The organism is Pinirhizobacter soli (assembly GCF_015905305.1).
Lineage (GTDB): Bacteria > Pseudomonadota > Gammaproteobacteria > Xanthomonadales > Rhodanobacteraceae > Pinirhizobacter > Pinirhizobacter soli.
This window is the reverse complement of record NZ_JADZLQ010000002.1, coordinates 734,863-755,903: the sequence shown is the minus strand read 5'-3', so window position 1 is coordinate 755,903 and position 21,041 is coordinate 734,863. Positions and strand designations below refer to the sequence as shown.

The 21,041-nt window shown below is 65.1% G+C and carries 22 protein-coding genes; 14 read left to right on the top strand and 8 right to left on the bottom strand.

Annotation, left to right across the window (positions count from 1 at the left end):
* Positions 1–9 precede the first annotated feature (9 nt).
* The 5 genes from NDK18_RS13275 to NDK18_RS13255 form a co-directional block, all read right to left on the bottom strand.
* Entirely contained in the window at positions 10–669 is a 660-nt protein-coding gene (locus NDK18_RS13275) for a LuxR C-terminal-related transcriptional regulator (RefSeq protein WP_250628010.1), read from the bottom strand.
* A 112-nt stretch (positions 670–781) separates the two neighbouring features.
* Complete coding sequence (locus NDK18_RS13270) at positions 782–2,686, bottom strand: ATP-binding response regulator (protein WP_250623998.1); 1,905 nt, start codon at positions 2,684–2,686, stop codon at positions 782–784.
* 106 nt (positions 2,687–2,792) lie between these two features.
* Positions 2,793–3,422 (bottom strand): uracil phosphoribosyltransferase, encoded by a 630-nt coding sequence (upp, locus tag NDK18_RS13265; protein ID WP_250623997.1) that lies wholly within the window; start codon positions 3,420–3,422, stop codon positions 2,793–2,795.
* A gap of 117 nt (positions 3,423–3,539) precedes the next feature.
* The gene (locus NDK18_RS13260) at positions 3,540–3,851 is read right to left on the bottom strand and encodes a PsiF family protein (RefSeq protein ID WP_250623996.1); all 312 of its coding nucleotides are present in this window, start codon (positions 3,849–3,851) and stop codon (positions 3,540–3,542) included.
* Between the two features lie 119 nt (positions 3,852–3,970).
* Positions 3,971–5,467 (bottom strand): aminotransferase class III-fold pyridoxal phosphate-dependent enzyme, encoded by a 1,497-nt coding sequence (locus tag NDK18_RS13255; RefSeq protein ID WP_250623995.1) that lies wholly within the window; start codon positions 5,465–5,467, stop codon positions 3,971–3,973.
* A 245-nt stretch (positions 5,468–5,712) separates the two neighbouring features.
* On the opposite strand from NDK18_RS13255, the gene NDK18_RS13250 reads away from it, so the two are divergent.
* From NDK18_RS13250 to NDK18_RS13185, 14 genes are all read left to right on the top strand, one after another.
* Positions 5,713–6,642, top strand: coding sequence for an ABC transporter ATP-binding protein (locus tag NDK18_RS13250; RefSeq protein WP_250628009.1), 930 nt, complete (start codon positions 5,713–5,715; stop codon positions 6,640–6,642).
* Positions 6,642–7,433 (top strand): ABC transporter permease, encoded by a 792-nt coding sequence (locus NDK18_RS13245; RefSeq protein ID WP_250628008.1) that lies wholly within the window; start codon positions 6,642–6,644, stop codon positions 7,431–7,433. Before NDK18_RS13250 ends, NDK18_RS13245 begins: the two co-directional genes overlap by 1 nt.
* Before the next feature lie 38 nt (positions 7,434–7,471).
* Positions 7,472–8,656, top strand: coding sequence for a sensor histidine kinase (locus tag NDK18_RS13240; RefSeq protein ID WP_250623992.1), 1,185 nt, complete (start codon positions 7,472–7,474; stop codon positions 8,654–8,656).
* Positions 8,653–9,825, top strand: coding sequence for a sensor histidine kinase (locus NDK18_RS13235; RefSeq protein ID WP_250623991.1), 1,173 nt, complete (start codon positions 8,653–8,655; stop codon positions 9,823–9,825). Before NDK18_RS13240 ends, NDK18_RS13235 begins: the two co-directional genes overlap by 4 nt.
* Positions 9,822–10,424: a response regulator transcription factor gene (locus NDK18_RS13230; RefSeq protein ID WP_250623990.1), complete on the top strand. Its 603-nt coding sequence runs from the start codon at positions 9,822–9,824 to the stop codon at positions 10,422–10,424. Before NDK18_RS13235 ends, NDK18_RS13230 begins: the two co-directional genes overlap by 4 nt.
* 63 nt (positions 10,425–10,487) lie before the next feature.
* Entirely contained in the window at positions 10,488–11,522 is a 1,035-nt protein-coding gene (gene queA, locus NDK18_RS13225; RefSeq protein ID WP_250623989.1) for a tRNA preQ1(34) S-adenosylmethionine ribosyltransferase-isomerase QueA, read from the top strand.
* A gap of 37 nt (positions 11,523–11,559) precedes the next feature.
* Positions 11,560–12,687: a tRNA guanosine(34) transglycosylase Tgt gene (gene tgt, locus NDK18_RS13220; RefSeq protein WP_250628007.1), complete on the top strand. Its 1,128-nt coding sequence runs from the start codon at positions 11,560–11,562 to the stop codon at positions 12,685–12,687.
* A 125-nt stretch (positions 12,688–12,812) separates the two neighbouring features.
* Positions 12,813–13,151 carry a preprotein translocase subunit YajC gene (gene yajC, locus NDK18_RS13215; protein ID WP_250624442.1) on the top strand — a complete coding sequence of 113 codons (339 nt, stop codon included), beginning with the start codon at positions 12,813–12,815 and terminating at the stop codon, positions 13,149–13,151.
* Positions 13,152–13,208: 57 nt separating this feature from the next.
* A complete protein-coding gene (gene secD / locus NDK18_RS13210; protein WP_250623987.1) occupies positions 13,209–15,089 on the top strand; it encodes a protein translocase subunit SecD in 1,881 nt (626 codons plus the stop codon).
* A gap of 12 nt (positions 15,090–15,101) precedes the next feature.
* On the top strand, positions 15,102–16,067 hold the full coding sequence (gene secF, locus NDK18_RS13205) for a protein translocase subunit SecF (RefSeq protein WP_250623986.1): 966 nt from the start codon (positions 15,102–15,104) through the stop codon (positions 16,065–16,067).
* A 186-nt stretch (positions 16,068–16,253) separates the two neighbouring features.
* Positions 16,254–16,469: a hypothetical protein gene (locus NDK18_RS13200; protein WP_250628006.1), complete on the top strand. Its 216-nt coding sequence runs from the start codon at positions 16,254–16,256 to the stop codon at positions 16,467–16,469.
* Between the two features lie 89 nt (positions 16,470–16,558).
* Positions 16,559–17,413 (top strand): flagellar motor stator protein MotA, encoded by an 855-nt coding sequence (gene motA / locus NDK18_RS13195; protein ID WP_250623984.1) that lies wholly within the window; start codon positions 16,559–16,561, stop codon positions 17,411–17,413.
* Positions 17,413–18,450: a flagellar motor protein MotB gene (gene motB, locus NDK18_RS13190; protein ID WP_250623983.1), complete on the top strand. Its 1,038-nt coding sequence runs from the start codon at positions 17,413–17,415 to the stop codon at positions 18,448–18,450. The genes motA and motB overlap by 1 nt, the downstream gene beginning before the upstream one ends.
* A gap of 115 nt (positions 18,451–18,565) precedes the next feature.
* On the top strand, positions 18,566–18,919 hold the full coding sequence (locus tag NDK18_RS13185) for a response regulator (protein ID WP_250623982.1): 354 nt from the start codon (positions 18,566–18,568) through the stop codon (positions 18,917–18,919).
* On the opposite strand, the gene NDK18_RS13180 is transcribed toward NDK18_RS13185, so the two are convergent.
* From NDK18_RS13180 to NDK18_RS13170, 3 genes are all read right to left on the bottom strand, one after another.
* Positions 18,916–19,284: a response regulator gene (locus NDK18_RS13180; RefSeq protein WP_250633270.1), complete on the bottom strand. Its 369-nt coding sequence runs from the start codon at positions 19,282–19,284 to the stop codon at positions 18,916–18,918. The two genes, NDK18_RS13185 and NDK18_RS13180, sit on opposite strands and share 4 nt — an antisense overlap.
* Positions 19,285–19,367: 83 nt before the next feature.
* Entirely contained in the window at positions 19,368–20,033 is a 666-nt protein-coding gene (gene murU / locus NDK18_RS13175; RefSeq protein ID WP_250628005.1) for an N-acetylmuramate alpha-1-phosphate uridylyltransferase MurU, read from the bottom strand.
* Positions 20,030–21,040: an aminoglycoside phosphotransferase family protein gene (locus NDK18_RS13170; RefSeq protein WP_250623979.1), complete on the bottom strand. Its 1,011-nt coding sequence runs from the start codon at positions 21,038–21,040 to the stop codon at positions 20,030–20,032. Before NDK18_RS13170 ends, murU begins: the two co-directional genes overlap by 4 nt.
* Between the last annotated feature and the right edge of the window lies 1 nt (position 21,041).

Here is a 21,041-nt window from a genome sequence, read left to right as displayed (position 1 = left end):
CGAAGAGATCTACAGCCCGCTAACCCTTCGCGAGGCTACCACGGCCTCGACGCGATTTCGCACCGAGAGGGCGCGGAAAATGGCTGCCAGGTGGATCTTCACCGTGCCCTCGCTTATCCCAAGGTCCCGGGCGATCACCTTGTTCGGCTTGCCCAGTGCAAGCAGCCGCAATACGTCGATCTGGCGGTCGGTGAGCAGGCCGCGCAGGCGGTCCTCGATGTTGGCTTCGGCCGCCGGTATGTCCTGCGGCCACGTCGGAGCGTTGCCGGTGGCCGGGTTGAGCATCATCGGCGGTACATAGACGCCGCCTGAGAGCACCAGGCGCACCGCAGAGAGCATGACGTCGGGCGAATAGCTCTTTGGCACGAAGCCGTGCACACCCATGTCCAGAAGCTCACGGATCAGCGAGGGTTCCTCGCTGCCGGAGAGCACGATCACAGGTATGCCGGGCAGGCGATCGATGGTCTCGCGCAAATGGCTGCGGCCGCGCGCGCCGGGCATGGTCAGATCCACCAGGGCGAGGGTAGGCCTGACCCCGGCATCGAGTGCGGCGCGCAGTTCCTCGACATTGAGAGCCACGGTGAATTCGATCGCCGGATCGAGTTCGGCGAGCTTGAGCTTCACGCCTTCGACAATCAGGCGGTGATCGTCGGCAATCAGCACGTGCATGGTCTTTCCCCTGGCCTGCACTTAGGCGGCCTGTTGGCAACATAGTCCTCGCCGCGCGTCGCGGCAACCATCGCCGTGTCCGGAGCAAGGACCGAAAAGAAGAGTGTCATGATCATGTCACCCGCATGGATTCGCGGGCAGCATGCCCGGTCAGTGTCGAAATGGCTTCGCGGAGGTCTTCGGGCGAGACGGGCTTGTAGAGGACGTCGATATCGGCCATGCCGATCTCGCGCAGGCGCTCAGCCCGTGTCTCGCCGGTGATGAGCAAACGGGCGAAGGGTGGCCGGCGATCCAGGCCGCGGCCGTAGTGGCGGTCGAGCGCTGCCAGCACGTCCAGCCCGCTGCGGTCGCCGGCAAGGCGCAGGTCCGAGATGACAAGATCCGGTGGACGCGGCGACTCCGAGGCGATGGCCAGGGCCTGTGCGCGGTCCTCGGCGATGAACACCTCGCAGCCCCAGCTGGTAAGGAGGAATTTGATGCCCGAGAGGATGGCCGCTTCATCGTCGATCACCATGATGCGCAGCCCGGCGACGTCCCGGGATGGTGCAGGTGGCGTGGGGGCGGCGAGCACGCCGGGGTTGGCGGTGACGGGCAGTTCGAAGCTGAACAGGCTGCCCTTGCCCACCCGCGACTTCAGCCCGATCGGCGAGCCGATCAGGTCGCCCAGGCGACGCACCGTGGCCAGGCCCAGGCCCAGGCCGCGTTGGGGGCCGTCCTCGCCTTCATGGCCCGGCTGGCCTTCGATACGGTAGAACTCGTCGAACACGCGATGCCGGTGTTCCTCGCCGATGCCGGTGCCGGTATCCCATACATCCACGCGGACGCGATCCCCGCACCGCCGGGCACCTACCAGCACGCCACCGGCTGGTGTGTAGCGCAGCGCGTTGCTCACCAGGTTGTTGAGCATGCGCGCCACCATGGTGCGGTCGCTCATCACCCATGCGGTGGTGGGACGTACCACCAGGCGAAGGTCGTGCTGCTCGGCCAGCATGCGGAAGTTGCGGCTGACTTCGTCGAAGACATCGTCCAGTGAGAACGAACGGCGGTCCACCGTCATCGCGCCAGTCTCAAGGCGCGAAAGGTCGAGCAATTCGCTGAAGAGGCTGTCCAGCGCCTGCACGCATTCCTGGATATGGGCGATGCGATCCAGGCGTGCCGGATCCAGCTCGTCCACCGCCAGGCCCGAGGAAAACAGCGTCAGGGCGTAGAGCGGCTGGCGAAGGTCGTGGGAAGCGGCGGCAAGGAACCGAGAGCGGGCGACACTTGCCGCTTCCAGTGCCATGTTCTTGTGGGCAAGTTCGGTGGTGGCGCGCTCGATGTCGCTTTCCATGCGGCGCTGGACATCGAGCAGGGCCGCGGCGGCGGCATTGAAGCCCCGTTGCAGCTCGCCGATTTCAGTATCGTCGGTAACCTTCACTGTCACGCTGCGGTTGCCGCTGGCCAGCCACTGCACGCCGTTCACCAGGCGGCGCAGGGGCCAGCTTATCCAGCGCGCGGCCTGCCAGCCGATGATGCCGGCTGCCGGCAGGCTGATGGCCAGCCAGATGATGGCGTTGCGCAGGGCGGCGCGTTGCGCGGCCACGGCATCGGCGACGGATACTTCCACCAGTACCGAGCCCAGGGGTGGCTCGTTGGCGTCGCCGATGTCCCGTTGCACGGTCACGGCGCCAGCATCACGGTGATCGTTCGCGGTATCGGCGAGGATCTCGCCATCGGCGGCGCGAATCTGCACGTGCACCACGTTGGGCAACGATTCCACGGAGGCTGCGATGCGGACGATGTCGCGGCGCTGGCCGGCGCGCAGTGGTTCGGCCGCCATGGCGGCGGTCTGCGTGGCGATGGCCTGGGCGCTGCGCTGGCCCAGCTCGTTGAACGATTCGAGTTGGTGCCGGGTGAGCAGGGTGACCAATAGCAGTGCGATGACGGTTGCCGGGGCAGCCGCCAGGCAAGTAAGGCGCTGTACCAGCGTGGTCCGCCGCCACAGATTGCCCAGCCATGAGCTTGATGGGTCGCGCATAAATCCCCTGCCGCCCTGCTGCGGGGCCATCACTAGCCTACAGCCAACCCCCGGAAGCGGCACTCGCCTGATGGCATAGGACTTGCGATGGGTTGCCCTGGGCTGATCAGACCTTGGTACCGAAGATCTTGTCGCCGGCATCACCCAGGCCCGGAAGGATGTATCCCACCGGGTTGAGCCTCTCGTCGATCGAGGCGGTGAATATCTCCACGTCCGGGTGGGTAGCCTGGACATGGGCCAGGCCCTCGGGCGCCGCCACCAGGAATAACCCCTTGATGCGCTTGCAGCCGGCCGCCTTGAGCATCTGAACGGTAGCCACCAGGGTGCCGGCGGTCGCGAGCATCGGGTCGACGATCAGCGCGATGCGCTCGTCCATGCGTCCGGTGAGCTTTTCGTAATAGGCGATGGGCTTGAGCGTTTCCTCGTCGCGCTGCAACCCGACCACGCTCACCTTCGCCGAGGGGATCAGTTCCAGCACGCCGGGAAGCATGCCAAGGCCAGCGCGCAGGATGGGCACGATGGTGACCTTCTTGCCCTTGATGCGGGTGACTTCCACCGGCCCCGCCCAGCCCTCGATCGTCTTCGTTTCCGTTTCAAGGTCGGCCGTGGCCTCGTAGGTCAACAGCGATGCAACCTCGCTGGCCAGTTCACGGAATTCCTTGGTGCTGATGCCGGCACGGCGCATCAGGCCGAGCTTGTGGGCGATCAGGGGGTGGCGAACTTCGACGATCGGCATGGGTAGTCCTGGCAAAGGCAGGCGCCCAGTCTCGCAGGTCAGCAGGGGTCAAAGACACTAGGGGTCAGAGTCATAGCACAGCCCCACTATGACTCTGACCCCTAGTGGAATTGGACGTCAGCCTTTCAGGCAGGTGGACATGAAGCTCTTGCGGGCGTCGCCCTTGAGCGACTTGGCGGTGGCGTCATGGTTGCAGTTGACCATCTTCTGTTGCTGGGTGATTTTCGCAGGGGACGCGGCGGCGCTGCCCTTCAGGCAGCTGGACATGAAAGCCTTGCGTTCGTCGCCCTTCTTTCCCGTCGCCTGCGTGTTGCAGGTGGACATGCGTTGTTGCTGCGGGGTCGGGTCCTTGGCCATGGCGGGCAGGGCGAAGGCGGCGGCGATGGTGAAGGCGGAAACGGCGGAAACCAGGCGCAGGTACTTGGACATGCTATTCCTCCCGTTGAGAATTCCGGCCGGCGGCCGGCGAGGGGACTATACGCCTGGCGTGCGCACTATGGCGCCGATTCCCGCCGGTTTTTGAAGGCCGGCAGGAAGGGTGCGAAGGGTCAGGCTGCGGCCTGTTCCTGGCGGCGGGGGCCCTGGCGCAGGGCGACGCGTACTTCGTCGACGATGAGGTCGATTTCCTCGCTGGTGACAGCGAAGTGCGGGGTGAAGCGCAACGAGTTGGCGCCACCGTGGATCACGCCGATGCCACGCTCACGCATGAATTCCTCGGTGGAACCGGCGCCGAAGCACTTGAATGCAGGCGCCAGCTCGCACGAAAACAACAGGCCAGTGCCTTGTACGCGGGTGATCAGGCCACCGAGTTCGTTCTTCAGTGCCTCGAGCTTGTCCAGGAACTCGCGACCCTTGTCGCGGATGTTCTGGCGGAGCGCCGGATTCAGTTCGCCAAGCGTAGCCAGGGCGACGTCGATGGCACGCGGGTTGGCCGTCATCGTGTTGCCGTAGATGCCCTTGCGGTAAAGCGCCGCGGCACGGTCGGTCACCGCCAGCACCGACATCGGGTACTGGCCGGCGTTGAGCGCCTTGGAATAGGTTTCGAAGTCGGGAGCTGCGAGTTTCTCGAAGCCCGGGTAATCGACGATCGACAACACACCATGGGCGCGCAGGCCGGCCTGGATGGAATCCACCAGCAGCAACGAGCCGTGGGCGAGGGTGAGTTCGCGAGCAGCCTGGTAGAACTCGGGCGTGACGGCGCGGCCCGGATCGCCTTCGCCCATCACCGGTTCCAGGAACATCGCCTGGATGAACCAGCCCTGGCGGTCGGCCTCGGCAAATGCGGCCTTCAGCTGGGCCACGTCGTAGGGCTCCACCGTGATCAGGGTGTCTTCGTCACGGAAGCTCGCCAGGTACTGCTTGTATGTTTTGCGCGAGGAGTCCGAATACAGCGCCGGGCCGTCGGTACGGCCATGGAAGGCGCCCTTCACGGCCAGGCGCTTGATGACGCGGCCGGCATGCCTGCCGCCGGTATCGGTCATCAGCCGGGCGTTGACGTCGGCGATGCGCGCGGCAAGCGTGACCGCCTCGGAGCCGGAGTTGAGCATCATGAAATGCGAGAACGGACAGGCGCCGCGCGTATGCCCCAGTTCCTGGCGCAGTGCGCGGGTCAGGCGCAACTGCGCCACGTTCGGCGTCATCACGTTGGCCATGACCTGCGGACGCGCCATGGCGGCGGCGATCGGGGCGGGATTGTGGCCGAAACCGAGCATGCCGTAGCCGCCGTTATCGTGCATCACGGCGCCCTTGAGCGTGACCAGCCAGGGGCCCTGGGCGGCGGCAGGCACGAACGGGTTGACCCCGTCGTCGGGATAGAAATTGATGAAATCGTGCTGCAGCACCTGGATCTGAGCGTCCTCGTCCATGGCCAGGATGTCCGACATCTCCGGGCGCAGTGCACGGTGGTAGGCCACCGCCTGTTCCACGGCGGAAACCAGGGCCGGATCGCGGGCAGCGAAACGCTCGATGGTGGCGTCGTCCAGGCCACGGGTACGCGGCTGGCCGCCGAAGTCGCGAAGCTCGCGGAGCTGCTCGATGACGGTCATGGGGGTCTCCTGATAAGGTCGAGCGCCTACCACGGTGCGTTAAGGCCGGCTCTAAGTAGCTAAACCATATAGGTTTTCTGACCCAAGGATACCATGGCCCCCGCGCCGCCGGTACCCCCGGCGGGCGTTTTTCGATGCCGCACCGCAGCAGCGGATGACGGCTGTCACTCGTACGCGGTGACGAGCCGGACTGATACGGCTGCCTTGCCGTTCCTAAGCTGATCGCAACTTAGGGAGGTGCTGACATGACCCATCCAGACCAGGTCGTCGCCCGGCTTGCCGGGGCAAAGAAGGCGTATGGGAAACAGGTGGCCCTGCAGGGTTTCGACCTGGAGTTGCGTCGCGGTCAATTGCTGGCCCTGCTCGGCCCCAATGGCGCGGGCAAGACCACCGCCATCGGCCTGCTGCTTGGCCTGTTTCGCGCCGACGGCGGCACGGTGGAACTGTTCGGTCGCGATCCGCAGCGGATCGAAGCGCGCCGGAAAGTGGGCGTGATGCTGCAATCGGCCGTTCTGCAGCAGACGCTGAAGGTGGGTGAACTCATCGCACTCACCGCCAGCTATTACCCTCATCCGTATTCGGTGGCCGAGGCCGCGGGTTTCGCCGGTGTGCAGGACTTGCTCGGCCGCCGCTACGGCGCCCTCTCCGGCGGCCAGCAACGGCGCGTGCAATTTGCCATGGCCACCGTCGGCCGCCCTGAACTGCTGTTCCTGGACGAACCCACCGTCGGCATGGACCTGCAGGCGCGGCAGGCGCTGTGGGCCGCCGTGCGACAGCAGGTGGCCAATGGCGTCTCGGTGGTGCTTACCACGCATTACCTGGAAGAAGCCGAGGCCCTGGCCGACCGCGTTTGCGTGATGGCGCGCGGGCGCGCCATCAGCGAGGGCTCGGTCGATGAGCTTCGCGCCACCGTCGACCGCAAGCGCATCCGCTGCATCACCACGCTCGACTGGGCCACCCTCGCCAACTGGGAGCACGTACAGGAAGTGCGCGAGGAGAACGGACGCCTGGTGGTAGTGACCACCAACGCCGAGGTCGTGGTCCGCCGCATGCTCGCCGACGACGCGACGCTTTCGGAACTGGAAGTCCAGCGCGGCGGCCTTGCCGACGCGTTTACTGAACTCACCCGCGAACCCGGCGATACGCCGGACGCATCGATCAAGGAGGCTGCGTGATGAATGCGATCCCGATGCCGGCCCTCGCGCCGGCCGATGCCGTCATGCCGCGCAGCCGTTTGGTTCGTGCCTACCTGATGGAAGCGCGCGCTGAATGCCTGCGTTACCTGCGTGCGCCCGGATTCCTGCTGCCGACGTTGCTGTTCCCGTCGGTCTTCTACCTGATGTTCGGCATTTTCCTCGGTCGCGCCAACGGAGCGGATGCCTCGCGCTTCCTGTTGGCCAGCTACGCTACGTTCGGCGTGATGGCGCCGGGCCTGTTCGGCTTCGGCGTATCGCTGGCGCTCGAACGCGACACGGGCCTGCTTACCCTCAAGCGCGCCATGCCCATGCCGCCGGGCGCGTACCTGATCGGCAAGATGGTGATGGCCTTGCTGGTGGCGGCCGTGGTGGCGTTGATCCTGCTGGCGATGGCTGGCTTCCTGGCCCACGCGGGCCTTACTTTCGAGCAGGGCGCCAGCCTCTTCGGTATCGAGGTACTGGGAGTGCTGCCGTTCTGTGCGTTGGGGCTGTTCATTGGCACCTTGATCAAGGGCCAGGGCGCTCCGGGCCTGGTAAACCTTATCTACCTGCCGATGGCTTTTCTGTCGGGACTGTGGTTCCCGCTGAACCTTCTGCCCGGGCCGATCCAGGCGATCGCCCCGATCTGGCCGGCCTATCACCTGGACCAGCTCGCCCTGTCGGCGGTGGGACTTGGCCAGGGCGCCCATGCCGTCCATGTGCTGGTGCTGGCCGCCTATACGGGAATTTTCCTCGCCCTGGCGGCGCGGCGCTTGCGCAGGAACGGGTGAAGTAACATGCACGAAGCTGGGGAATGGGAGCGCATGTCATGAACGTCGATTGGCTCAAGCCAGCGCCTGATTCGATTGCCGGACGCCATATGGGTGCGGGAAAGGTCAAGGCGTTGATGCTGATGAACCTGGTGTGGATAGGTTGGCTGTTCGGCGACCTCATCTTCTCCAACGAGACGCTCCCGGCTTCCTGGTGGTATTCCACGTTCTGCACGCTGCCATTTTTCCTGGCCTGCTACTGGCTTTGTTATTGCCGTCCCGCCCGCGAGATCGTGCGCTATGCCCTGGGCATGGCGGCGCTGGCTTTCTTGCTGTTGTGGTTCAACAATTCCGGTGCCAGCACGTACATGATTTTCTGCTGTGCGTACCTGGGTTTTGCACCGACGGCGCGACGGGCGATGGCCTATGTCCTGGTAACCGTCGCGTGTTTTTCCATTGCCACACAGCTCAAGCACTGGCCCGTGGCGGTCACCGTCACCATGTGTTTCATCGCTATCACCGTGGGCCTGGGCAATTCGTTCTATCGCCTGAACTGGCAGCGCGAAGCGGAGCTGAAGCTGTCGCACGAAGAAGTACGCCGCCTGGCGGCCACCGCCGAGCGCGAGCGCATCGGCCGCGACCTGCACGATCTGCTGGGCCATACGCTGTCGCTTATCACCTTGAAACTCGAACTCTCGCGGCGCCTGTTCGACCGTGATCCCGCAGCGGCAAGGGTGGAAGTGGAAGAGGCCGAGCGCGTGGCGCGGCATGCCCTGGCCGAGGTGCGCTCGGCGGTCACAGGCATTCGTACCACGGGTATCGCCGCCGAATTTGCTTCGTGCAAGTTGCTGCTCAACGCTTCAGGAGTGTTTTTCAGTTACACCAGCGAGGTCGGCGACTTGCCGCCGAACGTGGAGGCGGCGCTGGCGTTGATCCTGCGCGAGGCGGTCACCAACGTCCATCGCCATGCTGGCGCCTCGCGTGCGGACGCCAGCCTTCACGTCGAGGACGGCGTATTGAAGTTCTGCATCTCCGACAACGGACGCGGGGGCGTGGGCGATCATGGCAATGGGCTTTGCGGGATGCGCGAACGCGCCAAGGCATTGGGCGGCGTGCTTGAAATCGAGTCGCGGCGCGGCCACGGTACGCGCGTATCGCTGCGCGTGCCGATGCCTGTCGCGCGTACGGTGCCGGCGTTAAGCGTGGTGCCGTCCACGCCGGCGGCGACGCGGCAAGCTTCATGACGGCCACGGCGATGCAGTCCACGCCATGCCCGGGTCGGTTCAACGCATGGTATGCGAGCGTGTTCTCGCCACGGCCTGATTCGGTCCTCGCACAGCTCAATTCGCCGTTGTACCTGCGTTGGCAGGCAGGCGTATCGGTGTTCTGGCTGATCGCACTGCTGCAGGTGCCCCTGGCCGCCAACGGCTTCGCGTGGCATTGGTTCGCACCGACATTGGCGTCGATCGCCGTGTACCTGCCGATCTACGTCATGGTCTTCATCGGGCCGCGTCGATACCTGCCCTGGATCGCCGTGGGCATGGCGGTGATCAGCATGGCGCTGGCGCCGTTCAACGGTATCGCCGAGGGCTATCTGCTTACCGCGAGTCTTACGCTTTCCTATCTTGAGCGTCCGCGCGTGTGGCTGGGCGGCACCTTGCTGCTTACGCTGCTGGCGGCGGCATGGCCGATGTTCGGTGGCGTGAAGCCTGCGCTTGAGATCGTGCTGGCCGGTGGCGTGGTTGGCGGCTTCGGCAACGTGCTTTACCTGCGCAACGTGCGCAAGGACGTGGAGCTGCGCCTGTCGCAGGTGGAAGTGCGGCGGCTGGCCACCCTGGCTGAGCGCGAACGCATTGGCCGCGACCTGCACGACCTCCTGGGCCATACCTTGTCGCTGGTGACATTGAAGTCCGAGCTGGCGCGTCGGCTGGCGATTGCCGATCCGCCGCGGGCGCAGCGTGAGATGGAGGAAGTCGAGCGCGTGTCCCGCCATGCCCTGGCCGAGGTGCGCGCCGCGGTCACCGGCATGCGCCGCGGCGACCTTGCCGCAGAGATCATTTCCGCGCGGCTGATGCTCGAGGCATCGGACGTGGCCTTCGAAGCGTCGCTTCCTGTTTCGCTTGGCCTGCCGCCCGACATCGAAGCCACGCTGGCCCTGGTGTTGCGCGAGGCGGTCACCAACATCCACCGCCACGCCAAGGCACGTAATGCGCGCGTGGTGGTCAGTCATGAACCCGGGAGATTTTGCATGCAGATCCACGACGATGGTCGAGGTGGCCTGGGTGCGCACGGCAATGGCCTGGCCGGCATGCGCGAACGCGTGCAGGGCCTGGGCGGTCTGATGCAGATCGACTCGCCGCCGCGCCGCGGCACGGCGATCGTGGTGAGCGTACCGCTGGCGGTGGCTGCGTGATCCGCGTGCTGCTGGCCGAAGACCAGGCCATGGTGCGTGGCGCGTTGACCGCGCTCTTGAACCTTGAGTCAGACATCGAAGTGCTCGGCTCCGTGGCCGATGGCGAAGCGGCCTGGCGCGAGTTGCAGCGCCTGAAGCCGGATGTGCTGGTGACCGACATCGAAATGCCCGGCCTCACCGGCCTGGAACTGGCCCAGCGCGTGCGTCGCCACGAATTGCCGATGAAGGTGGTGATCGTCACGACCTTCGCCCGGCCGGGCTTCCTGCGCCGGGCGCTCGATGCCGGTGTCGGCGGCTACCTGCTGAAGGACTCCCCTGCCGAGAAACTCGCAGAGGCCCTGCGTACGGTGCACCGCGGCGGCCGGGCGATCGACCCTGAGCTTGCGCTGGAGGCGTGGTCCGATGCCGATCCGCTCAACGACCGCGAAAGGCAGGTATTGCGCCTGGCCGGGGAAGGGCAGGCGGCCAGCGATATCGCCCAGCAACTGAACCTGTCCCATGGCACGGTACGCAACTACCTGTCCGAGGCGATCGGCAAGCTGGGCGTGGCCAACCGGATCGAGGCCTATCGCCTGGCGCGGCAAAAAGGCTGGCTCTGATCACGCGCAGGTATCGCATGGACAGGCGATAATCGCGTCCAGTCCCCGCGGTTTAGTCCTCCTTTGAAGAAATCCGATTTCGATTTCGACCTGCCCAACGCGCTGATCGCGCAATCGCCCCTGGCCGAACGCTCGGCCAGCCGGTTGCTGGTGCTCGACCGCGGCGCGGGTACGCGGCAGAACCGCCAGTTCCGGGAACTGCCCGGCATGCTCCAGCCGGGCGACCTGCTGGTCTTCAACGACACCCGCGTGTTGCCGGCCCGCCTCTTCGGCCATAAGGAATCCGGAGGCGCGGTGGAGATCCTGATCGAGCGCGTTACCGGCACGCACGAGGCTCGGGCGCAACTGGGGGTAAGCAAGAAGCCGAAGGAAGGCGGCCGCATCGTCCTGGCCGACGGCAGCGCGGTGACCGTGCTCGGTCGCGAGGGCGAGTTCTTTCGCCTACGCTTTGAGAGCCACGAACCGCTGGAGAAGATCCTGCTGCGCCTGGGGGAAATGCCCCTGCCGCCGTATATCGAGCGCAGGCCCGGGCAGGAAGACACCACCCGCTACCAGACGGTTTTCGCCCGCGAGCCCGGCGCCGTTGCGGCGCCCACCGCGGGCCTGCATTTTGATGAAGGCCTGCTGGGCCGTCTGGCCGAACGTGGCGTGGACTTCGGCTATGTCACCTTGCACGTGGGCGCCGGCACCTTCCAGCCGATGCGCGCGGAAGACATTACCGACCACGTGATGCACCGCGAATGGCTCAATGTCGGTGCCGAACTGGTGGAGAAGATCCGCCGCACCCGCGCCGCCGGGGGCCGCGTGGTCGCGGTGGGCACCACCGTGGTCCGGGCGCTGGAAAGCGCCACGGTTGAAGGTCGCCTGCATCCCTTTGCCGGCGAGACGCAGATCTTCATCTTCCCGGGCTACCGCATCACCAGCATCGACGGGCTCATCACCAATTTCCACCTGCCGCAGTCGACCCTGCTGATGCTGGTGTCCGCCCTGACCAGCCGCGAGTTCATCCTCGATGCGTACCGGTATGCCGTGCAGGAGCGTTACCGCTTCTTCTCCTATGGCGACGCCATGCTGGTCTGGCCCGGCAAGGGCGCTTAGATCCTTGGGCCGGGCCTGCGCCTGATAAACTGGGCGGATGTCCAAACTCACTTTCGATCTGCTGGCGACCGATGGCACCGCCCGGCGCGGCCGGCTGTCCTTCCCCCGCGGCACCGTTGAAACCCCGGCGTTCATGCCCGTGGGCACGTACGGCTCGGTCAAGGCGATGACCCCGCGCGACGTCCGCGAGACCGGCGCTCAGATCATCTTGGGCAATACCTTCCACCTGTTCCTGCGGCCGGGGCTCGATATCGTCGAGCGTTTCGGCGGCCTGCATCGGTTCATCGGCTGGGATGGCCCGATCCTCACCGATTCGGGCGGCTTCCAGGTGTTTTCGCTGGCCCACAAGCGAAAGATCACCGAGGAAGGCGTGACTTTTGCCTCGCCGGTGGACGGTTCGAAGGTGTTCCTGTCGCCCGAAGAATCGATGCGGATCCAGACCGTGCTCGACTCTGACATCGCGATGATCTTCGACGAGTGCACCCCATACCCGGCCACCGAGCCGGTGGCCGCAGCCTCGATGGAACTGAGCCTGCGCTGGGCGGAGCGGTCGCGCCGGGCCTTCGACGAGGCTAAAAACCCCAACGCACTGTTCGGCATCGTCCAGGGCAGCACCTTCGAAGGATTGCGCCACCGTTCGGCCCGGCGCCTGGTGGAGATCGGTTTCGACGGTTATGCCGTGGGCGGCCTGGCCGTGGGCGAGCCGGAAGCCGAGCGCAACCACACCCTGGACCTCACCTTGCCGATGCTGCCGACCGACCGGCCGCGCTACCTGATGGGCGTGGGCCGCCCCGAGGACATCGTCGAGGCGGTGCGCCGGGGCATCGACATGTTCGATTGCGTGATGCCCACGCGGAACGCCCGGAACGGCTTCCTGTTTACCGATACCGGCACGTTGCGTATCCGTAACGCGAAGTACGCAACAGATACCGGCGTGATCGAGGAAGGTTGCGACTGCCACGCCTGCGCCAACGGCTTCAGCCGGGCGTATCTGCGGCATCTGGACCGCTGCAACGAGATCCTGGGCAGCATGCTGGCCACCATGCATAACCTGCGGCACTACCAGCGCCTGATGACGGGCCTGCGCGGGGCCATCGAAGCAGGCTCCCTGGACGATTTCGTGGCCGGGTTCTATGCCCGCCGGGCAGGGTCGGCCGCCATCTAGCGGAACTGGCCGGCTGTTGCGGCGTCCAAACATCACGTTTGACTCACCCGCATGGCATAATCACCGGCCTTTTACCTGTCGGTGGCAGTTTTTCCTGTTGCCGCCGCAACTTGCGAGTACTGATGATGAATTTCCTGACTTCCGTCGTGGCCCAGGCCGCCGCTCCCGCCGCTGGCGCGGGCAGCGCGCTGGGTCTGTCCCCGCTGGTGCTGATCGTGCTGATGTTCGGCTTCATGTATTTCTTCATGATCCGTCCGCAGCAGAAGCGCCAGAAGGAGCATCGCAACCTGCTGTCGAACCTGGCCAAGGGCGATGAAGTGGTCACCAACGGCGGCATTGCCGGCCGTATCGACGAAGTCGGCGAGCAGTACCTGTCGGTCGAAGTGGCCCCCAATGTGAAGGTCAAGCTGCAGAAGGGCGCCGTGTCCCAGGTGCTGCCCAAGGGCACGCTGAAAGGCCTCTGATCCACCCGTCCAGATCCAGCCGGGGCCTGGGCCCCGGCCTACAGGGAATTGCAAGGCATGAGTGATTTTCCACGCTGGAAGTACGCGTTGGTGGTGTTGGTCCTGATCTTCGGCGTGATCTATGCGCTGCCGAACGTGTTCAAGCCTTCGCCCGCGTTGCAGATCGCGCCCAACCGCGGTCAGGTGGTCGACGATGCGCTGAAGTCGAAGGTGCAGGGCATCCTGGACCAGAACAAGCTCGCCGTGACCGACGTCCAGGTCGACCTGGTCGCCCAGCGCATGCTGATGAAATTCCCCGATGCCGAAAGCCGCGACAAGGCAGCCGATGCCGTGCGTCCGGTGCTGGGCGATGGCTACATCGTGGCGCTGAACCTTGCCTCCAACGTGCCTTCGTGGCTGGGCGCGATCCATGCCGGCGCCATGCCGCTGGGCCTGGACCTGCAAGGCGGTGTGCACTTCCTGATGGAAGTGGACCAGAACAGCGTGCAGGACAAGCTCGAAACCACCTACGCGGACGATGTCCGCAGCCTGCTGCGTGACAAGAACATCCGTTACGAGTCGGTCGCCCGCAATGGCCGTGGCGCCGGCATCGGCATCATCCTGAAGAGCGATGCCGACCGCGACGCGGCCAGCAGCGCCATCGCGCTGGACCACCCCGATCTGATCCTCGTCAACGGCAACAACACCGGCGACCGCTTCGTGCTCAACGCCACGGTGAAGCCCGACAAACTGCGCGAGCTGGCGCAGTCGACCATCCGCCAGAACCTCACCACCTTGCGCAACCGCGTCAACGCGCTGGGCGTGAGCGAGCCGTTGATCCAGCAGCAGGGCGATAACCGCATCGTGGTGGAACTGGCAGGCGTCCAGGACACCGCGGAAGCGAAGAAACTGCTCGGCGCAGTGGCAACCCTGCAGTACCGCGAGGGCCTGGCAAATCCTTCCGACCCGCGTGCGCAGGACGCCCAGCGCACCGGCAACATCCCGCCCGATGCCAACCTGGTGCTGGGCAATCACGGCGAGCCGTACCTGGTGTCGAAGAAGATCATCGTCACCGGCGATGAACTTAGCGACGCCGCCTCCGGTTTCGACCAGCAGACCGGCACGCCCAAGGTCGACGTGGTGCTTAACTCCGCCGGCGCCCGCAAGATGACCGACTTCAGCTCCGCCCACGTGGGTAAGCCGATGGCGGTGGTCTACGCCGAGCGCGTCACCGATACCAAGGTGGTCGATGGCAAGGAAGTGCGCACCGCGCGTACCTCCGAGCGTGTGATCAACTACGCCACGATCAATTCCACCCTGGGCAAGAATTTCCAGACCACCGGCCTTGCCAGTCCCACCGAGGCCAGCGACCTTGCGCTGCTGCTCAAGGGTGGCGCGCTGGCGGCCCCCACCGATATCGTCGAAGAAGGCGTGATCGGTGCGAGCCTTGGCGCCGACAACATCCAGAAGGGCGTGCAGGCGGTGCTGATCGGCCTGGGCCTGGTGCTGCTGGCGGCGGCCTTCTATTACAAGTTGTTCGGTCTGGTCGCCGACGTGGCCTTGTTCTTCAACCTGATCCTGCTTATGGCCGTGATGTCGCTGATCGGGGTCACCCTGACCATGCCGGGCATCGCCGGTATCGTGCTTACCCTGGGCATGGCGATCGACGCCAACGTGCTGATCTGCGAACGCATCCGCGAGGAACTGCGCAACGGCTCCACGCCGCTGGCCTCGATTCGCGCCGGCTACGAGAAAGCCTGGGCCACCATCCTGGACGCCAACGTCACCCATCTGCTGGCGGCGCTTGGCCTGATGACCATGGGCTCCGGTCCCATCCGCGGCTTCGGCGTCACGCTGTTCATCGGCATCCTCACGTCAATGTTCACCTCCGTCACGGTGACCCACGCGATCACTGCCCTGATCCACGGCGGCCGCAAGCTCAAGACGCTGTCGGTCTAAGGGGAGACACACATGGAAATCTTCAACCACAATTCGAACTTCAACTTCCTGGGCCTGCGCAAGTTCACGGTAGGCCTGGGAGTAGTGCTGGTCATCGCGTCCGTCATCCTGGTCGCCGTGCGCGGCTTCAACTACGGCCTGGACTTCACCGGCGGACTTTCCGTGCAGGTGGCCTATAGCAGCCCCGTGGAAGTATCCGATGTTCGCCAGGCATTGGTGAACGCGCACTTCGACGATGCGGTGGTGGTGCCGGTGGGCGGTGCCAACGGCCTGCAGATCAAGCTGCCCATCCGCGTGGTGGACGAAGCCGGTGCGAACCTCCCGGCCGACAAGCGCGCGGACAAGGTGCGCGATGAGATCCTGGCGGCGCTGAAAGCCTCGCGCCCCGATGCCACGGTGAAGGATCGCTCCTTCGTCGGTGCCCAGGTGGGCGAGGAACTGCGCAACGACGGTTACATCGCGATGATCTTCGTCATCATCGGCATCATGGGCTACCTGTGGATCCGCTTCGAACGGCGCTTCGCCATCGCTGCGCTCGCCACCGAAGTACACGACGTGCTGCTTACCCTGGGCATCTTCGCGCTCACCCGGCGCGAGTTCGACCTCACCGTGCTCGCCTCGGTGCTGGCGGTGGTGGGTTATTCGATCAACGACAAGGTGGTGGTGTTCGACCGCGTCCGCGAGCTGTTCCGGGCCAGCCGCAATGCTACCCCGGAAGAAGTGCTCAACCGTTCGATCAACAGCACGCTGTCCAGAACCATCATCACCTCCCTGTTCACCGGCATCACCATGGCGGCGCTGTACTTCATCGGCGGCCCGGTCGTCCACGGCTTTGCCATCACCATGCTGATCGGCATCGTGGTGGGTACGCTGTCGTCGATCTTCATTGCCAGCCCCATCCTGCTGTGGCTTGGGGTTTCCAAGAAAGACCTCATGCCCGTCACCAAGGACAATCCGGAGCTCGCCCGCCGGCCTTGAGCGTAAGTACCAGGGCGGTGCGGGTGTTCAAGCGATCGGCACCTCGTGCCGATAACGCGCATACCGGCCGCTTTGCCTATGGCGGAAGGCTGGCATTGCATGGCTGCGGGAAGCGGCGTTATAACTGAGCCCAACGGGCCGCTTTGAAGGCAGATCATGAGACGGCGCATCGTTGGAAATTACGCAGTGCAAATCCGCTGCAACGAAGTATCGGCGGGGTGCTTCAAAAGCGCCTATATCGTCGAGCGCCTGCCTGCGGCAGGCAAAAAGTACTTCGTGATGATTTCCCTGCTGGAAACTTTCGACGATCGCGAAGTGGCCATTGAGCGGGCCATGGCCCGCGGCTTCAACCACGCCCAGTGGCTGAATTCGTCGCTCGAGCGCATCGCCGCCGAGGACTGACCCCGGGCGTGCCGCAGCGCACAAGCGCAGCCTCAACTTTTCATGCCTGGAGCCGATAAGCCGTGGGTAGCGACCCAAGGGCAGGGCTCATGTTTGTCATCATCGGAACCATCGTCGTCATGATCAGCGTGCTGGGCGGGTATCTGCTCTCGCACGGCAATCTGATGGCGCTGTGGCAACCCTACGAGTTCCTGATCATTTTTGGCGGCGCCATCGGCGCCTTCATCGTGGCCAATCCACCGTCGGTGGTGAAGGGTTCCCTGCGTGGCCTGACGGGCCTGTTCAAGGGTCCTGCCTACGGCAAGCAAGACTACATCGACCTGTTGTCCATGCTGTACGACCTTTTCAGCGCCATGCGCAAGGAAGGCCTGTTGGCGCTCGAGGCACACATCGAAGATCCCGCCAGCAGTCCGATTTTTTCGGCGTATCCCCGGCTGATCCGCGAGCATCACCTGATCGATTTCACCACCGACTGCCTGCGCCTGATCGTTGGCGGAAACATGAATCCGCACGAGCTCGAAGCCCTGCTGGACGTGGAGCTGGAAACCCACCATGCCCAGGCCGAGGCGCCGGGCCTGGCGGTGGCCAAGGTGGCCGACGCCCTGCCGGGCTTCGGTATCGTCGCCGCGGTGCTGGGTATCGTCACCACCATGTCGCAGCTGGGCGGCGATACCTCCCGCATCGGTGAGCACATCGCCGGCGCGCTGGTGGGGACATTCCTTGGCATCCTGCTCAGCTATGGTTTCGTTGGGCCGCTCGCCGCGGCCATGGAGGCTCGCGCACAGGAAGACGGCAAGGCCTTCGAGTGCGTGAAGGTGGCTTTGCTGTCTAGCCTGCGCGGCTACAACCCGATGGTCGCGGTGGAGTTCGGACGCAAGACGCTGTCCTCGCTGACCCGACCGACGTTCGTCAATCTTGAAGGCCACCTCAAGGGCGCACGCTGATGTCCGAGCCTGAGATCATCATCGTCAGGCGACGGAAGAAGGCACGGCACGGCCACCACGGCGGTGCCTGGAAGGTCGCCTATGCCGACTTCGTCACCGCGATGATGGCCTTCTTCCTGGTCATGTGGATCATGGGCGTGGGCACGCGCGAGCAGAAGGCGGCGATCAGCGACTACTTCAAGAATCCGTCGATGACGCCCGGCAGTTCCATGTCCGCGACGCCGGGCAGCATGGGCCCGGGCGGCGCCAGCAACAGCATGATCAAGCTTGGCGGAGCCATGGACATCAACCATGGCCAGGGCAAGGACTACCGCCAGGCGCCCCCGGGCAAGCAGGCGCCCGGCGATGAAACCAAGTTTGCCAAGGAGCTCGACAAGGCCCGCCTGGATGCCCTGCGCAAGGATTTGAATGCAGCGCTCGAACGCAGCCAGGCGCTGGCGCCGTTCAAGGACCAGCTACTGCTGGACATCACCTCCGAAGGCCTGCGCATCCAGATCATCGACAAGCAGAACCGGGCCATGTTCGATACCGGCAGCGCCACGCTCAAGCCCTATACCGTGCAGATCCTCCACGAACTGGCGGGCTTCGTCGACCAGGTGCCCAACCGCATCAGCATCTCCGGCCATACCGACGCCACGCCGTACTCAGGCACCGATGGCACGGCTCATTACGGCAACTGGGAGCTCTCGGCCGATCGCGCCAATGCCGCGCGCCGCGCCCTGCTGGACGGCGGCATGCCAGTGGAGAAGGTGACGCGCGTGGTGGGCCTGGCCGAGGCCGTGCCCTTCGACAAGGCCGATCCAACCAGCCCGAAGAACCGCCGCATCAGCATCGTGGTCATGACCGAGGCTGCCGCCCAGGCCGCTGCAGAGCCCGAGATGGCCCAGGCTCTGGGTCCGGCCGAGCCCGCTGCCCTCCCGATGGCTGCGGCTGCGGTGGCGGCTACGCAACCGGGCAACGCCATGGCATTGACCACACCCCCCGCTCCGAAGCTGCCGCACCCGCCTTCGTCGGGTCCCGGCGCGGGCATGCCCTAGCAACGGGTACGCCAGGCCCCGGGGGTATTTCCTGTCCGAAGGAAAAAATCAGGTGCTGGCTCGCCCGCGTTCAGTTACATTCGAATCCAGCACCCTTTCGCAGGACACAAGGCACGTGGAACCCTCGCGCAAGCGCGTCCTCGTCATTGAAGACAACAGCATCCTGGCCGTGGCGCTGGAGGAAACCCTCCTGCACCTGGGGCACGCCATTGCGGGCACGGCGCAGAGCCTGGACGAGGGTGTCAGGCTGGCACGCGACGCCGACATGGACTTCGCCGTGGTCGACGTGGACCTGCATGGGCGCGATGCCTTCCCCATCGTCGACGTGTTGCACGAGCGCGGCATTCGTTTCGTGCTGGCCACCGGCCTGCCGCACGATGAAATTCCCGCGCCGTACGACAAGTCGGTGATCGTCAGCAAGCCCTACGACATGCGCGAGCTGGAACGGGCAATCATTTCGGCCGGCTAAGCGGCTCGCAAGGCATCGTGCAAGGCAGCGTCCAGATCCGCACCGGCGAACGGCTTGTGCAGAACCTTCACCCCGGCGAACGACGGATCCACTCCGGGCGAGCCGTAACCGGTGGCGAAGATGAAGGGGATGCGCCGTTGGCGCAGCACGTCGGCCACCGCGAAGGAGCGCTCGCCGGCCAGGTTCACATCCAGCATGGCCACATCCAGTTCCAGCGAACTTGCAAGCTCCAGGGCCACCGGCAGGTTGGGTGCCACGCCGACGATGTCATAGCCGCGATCGCGGAGCATGTCCTCGATCATCATGCCAACCATGGGCTCGTCCTCGACGATGAGGACTCGACATCCCTGCAAGGAATTAGCCATCTATTCGGATCCCGCCACCGGCTTCCCTCCGCCGCTTGGGCATTACGATGGGCGAGTGCATGTGCAGGGGATGTGGATACTTTTCATCGCAGGAATTCATCCAGCGCGGCCAGTTGCGCCGGCGTGCCCACATTGGCCCAGCGCCCGTCGAAACGCTCACCGCTGGCCTGACCCGCGGCCATGGCCTGGCGATAGAGCGGTCCGAGCTTGAAAGTGCCGGGCGACTGGCCTTCGACCAGCGCAGGCCGGTAGATGCCGATGTTGCCGAAGGTCAGCCGCTCGCCCGGGCCTGCCTCGTGCAGGCGGTCGCCATCGAGGAAGAAGTCGCCGCCTGCATGCCAGTCGGGATTGGGCACCATCACCAGGTGCACCAGTCCCTTCGGTTCGGCGGGCAGCTGGGCATAGTCATGGTCGGTGTTGATGTCGGCGCTTAGCGCCACGAAGGGTTCAGGCCCAAGCAGCGGCAGCGCGCGCAGCATGCCGCCGCCGGTTTCCAGCGGCTCGGGGCCTTCATAGGAATAACGGATGCGTACGCCCCAGCGATCACCGCTGCCCAGGAGCGGCTCGAACCGGTCGGCCAGGTGCGAGGTGTTGATCACCACGTAGCGGATGCCGGCGGCGGCGAGTTTTTCCAGGTGCCACACGATCAACGGCTTGCCCCCTGCCATGAGCAGTGGCTTGGGCGTGTGGTCGGTCAGCGGACGCATGCGTTCACCACGTCCGGCAGCCAGGATCAGTGCGTGCCTCATGGACGCGGATGGGTGAGGTCCACCCCTTCGGTATGCGTGGCCAGGAACGCGGCGAAGCCTTCCAGTTCGTGGTGGCGGCGCGCTACCTTCATCACGTAGTTGAGTACCAGTGGAAGATCGGCCAGATACGAAGCCTTGCCGTCGCGGTACATCAGCCGGCAGAAGATGCCCAGCACCTTGATGTGTCGCTGCAGTCCCGCGAAATCGAACCAGCGCATGAAGGTGTCGGTGTCTACGTCGTCGCCGATCACGTGCGCGTGCAGCAGGCGCAGGCGATGGCTTTCCACCCAACCAGCCACGCGTTCATCGTCCCAGGCGATGTAGCAATCGCGCAGCAGCGAGGCCAGGTCGTAGGTGACCGGGCCCGTCATCGCACCCTGGAAATCGATGATGCCCGGGTTGCGGCCGGGGCAGACCAGCAAGTTTCTGCTGTGGAAGTCGCGGTGCATGAAACCCCGCGGCTGGGCGGCGATGTTCGCCAGCACCACGGTGAAGGCGAGCTCCAGTTCGTCCCAGCCATCGCAGCCCAACGCCACCCCGAGGTGGCGGGTCAGGAACCAGGTGGGCATCAGTTCCATTTCCATCGTCTGCCAGGCGCGGTCGAACGCAGGCAGCCCGGCGGGATCGACGTACCGTTGCATACGCAAAAGCGCATCCAATGCATCGCCATACAGTGCGTCGACGGTATCGGCGTTCAATTCCGGAAGGTAGGTGCGGTTGCCAAGGTCCTCGATCAGCAGCAGGCCGGCGTTGGCGTCGGCGGCGATCACGGCCGGTACGTGCAAACCGGCGCCGGCCAGCCGTTGGCCGATCTCAAGCCACGGACGCGGGTCTTCGCGGTCGGGCGGCGAGTCCATCACGATCACCGATCCTTCGGATGTGTGCCCACGCCAGTAGCTGCGGAAGCTTGCATCGGCGGACGCGGGCGCAAGCGTAAGGGCAGGTTCCTTCGTGGCCGCACGGGCCCAGGCAAGCCGGGCGGCGGCGCGATCGTCGTGGGGGTCCATG

Coding starts and splice junctions, on each gene's coding strand:
- secD (WP_250623987.1), top strand. CDS start 13,209: ATGAGTGATTTTCCACGCTGGAAGTACGCGTTGGTGGTGTTGGTCCTG.
- NDK18_RS13260 (WP_250623996.1), bottom strand. CDS start 3,851: ATGTCCAAGTACCTGCGCCTGGTTTCCGCCGTTTCCGCCTTCACCATC.
- NDK18_RS13245 (WP_250628008.1), top strand. CDS start 6,642: ATGAATGCGATCCCGATGCCGGCCCTCGCGCCGGCCGATGCCGTCATG.
- motB (WP_250623983.1), top strand. CDS start 17,413: ATGTCCGAGCCTGAGATCATCATCGTCAGGCGACGGAAGAAGGCACGG.
- yajC (WP_250624442.1), top strand. CDS start 12,813: ATGAATTTCCTGACTTCCGTCGTGGCCCAGGCCGCCGCTCCCGCCGCT.
- NDK18_RS13170 (WP_250623979.1), bottom strand. CDS start 21,040: ATGGACCCCCACGACGATCGCGCCGCCGCCCGGCTTGCCTGGGCCCGT.
- NDK18_RS13180 (WP_250633270.1), bottom strand. CDS start 19,284: ATGGCTAATTCCTTGCAGGGATGTCGAGTCCTCATCGTCGAGGACGAG.
- motA (WP_250623984.1), top strand. CDS start 16,559: ATGTTTGTCATCATCGGAACCATCGTCGTCATGATCAGCGTGCTGGGC.
- secF (WP_250623986.1), top strand. CDS start 15,102: ATGGAAATCTTCAACCACAATTCGAACTTCAACTTCCTGGGCCTGCGC.
- NDK18_RS13255 (WP_250623995.1), bottom strand. CDS start 5,467: ATGACCGTCATCGAGCAGCTCCGCGAGCTTCGCGACTTCGGCGGCCAG.
- murU (WP_250628005.1), bottom strand. CDS start 20,033: ATGAGGCACGCACTGATCCTGGCTGCCGGACGTGGTGAACGCATGCGT.
- NDK18_RS13250 (WP_250628009.1), top strand. CDS start 5,713: ATGACCCATCCAGACCAGGTCGTCGCCCGGCTTGCCGGGGCAAAGAAG.
- tgt (WP_250628007.1), top strand. CDS start 11,560: ATGTCCAAACTCACTTTCGATCTGCTGGCGACCGATGGCACCGCCCGG.
- NDK18_RS13270 (WP_250623998.1), bottom strand. CDS start 2,686: ATGCGCGACCCATCAAGCTCATGGCTGGGCAATCTGTGGCGGCGGACC.
- NDK18_RS13275 (WP_250628010.1), bottom strand. CDS start 669: ATGCACGTGCTGATTGCCGACGATCACCGCCTGATTGTCGAAGGCGTG.
- NDK18_RS13235 (WP_250623991.1), top strand. CDS start 8,653: ATGACGGCCACGGCGATGCAGTCCACGCCATGCCCGGGTCGGTTCAAC.
- NDK18_RS13240 (WP_250623992.1), top strand. CDS start 7,472: ATGAACGTCGATTGGCTCAAGCCAGCGCCTGATTCGATTGCCGGACGC.
- upp (WP_250623997.1), bottom strand. CDS start 3,422: ATGCCGATCGTCGAAGTTCGCCACCCCCTGATCGCCCACAAGCTCGGC.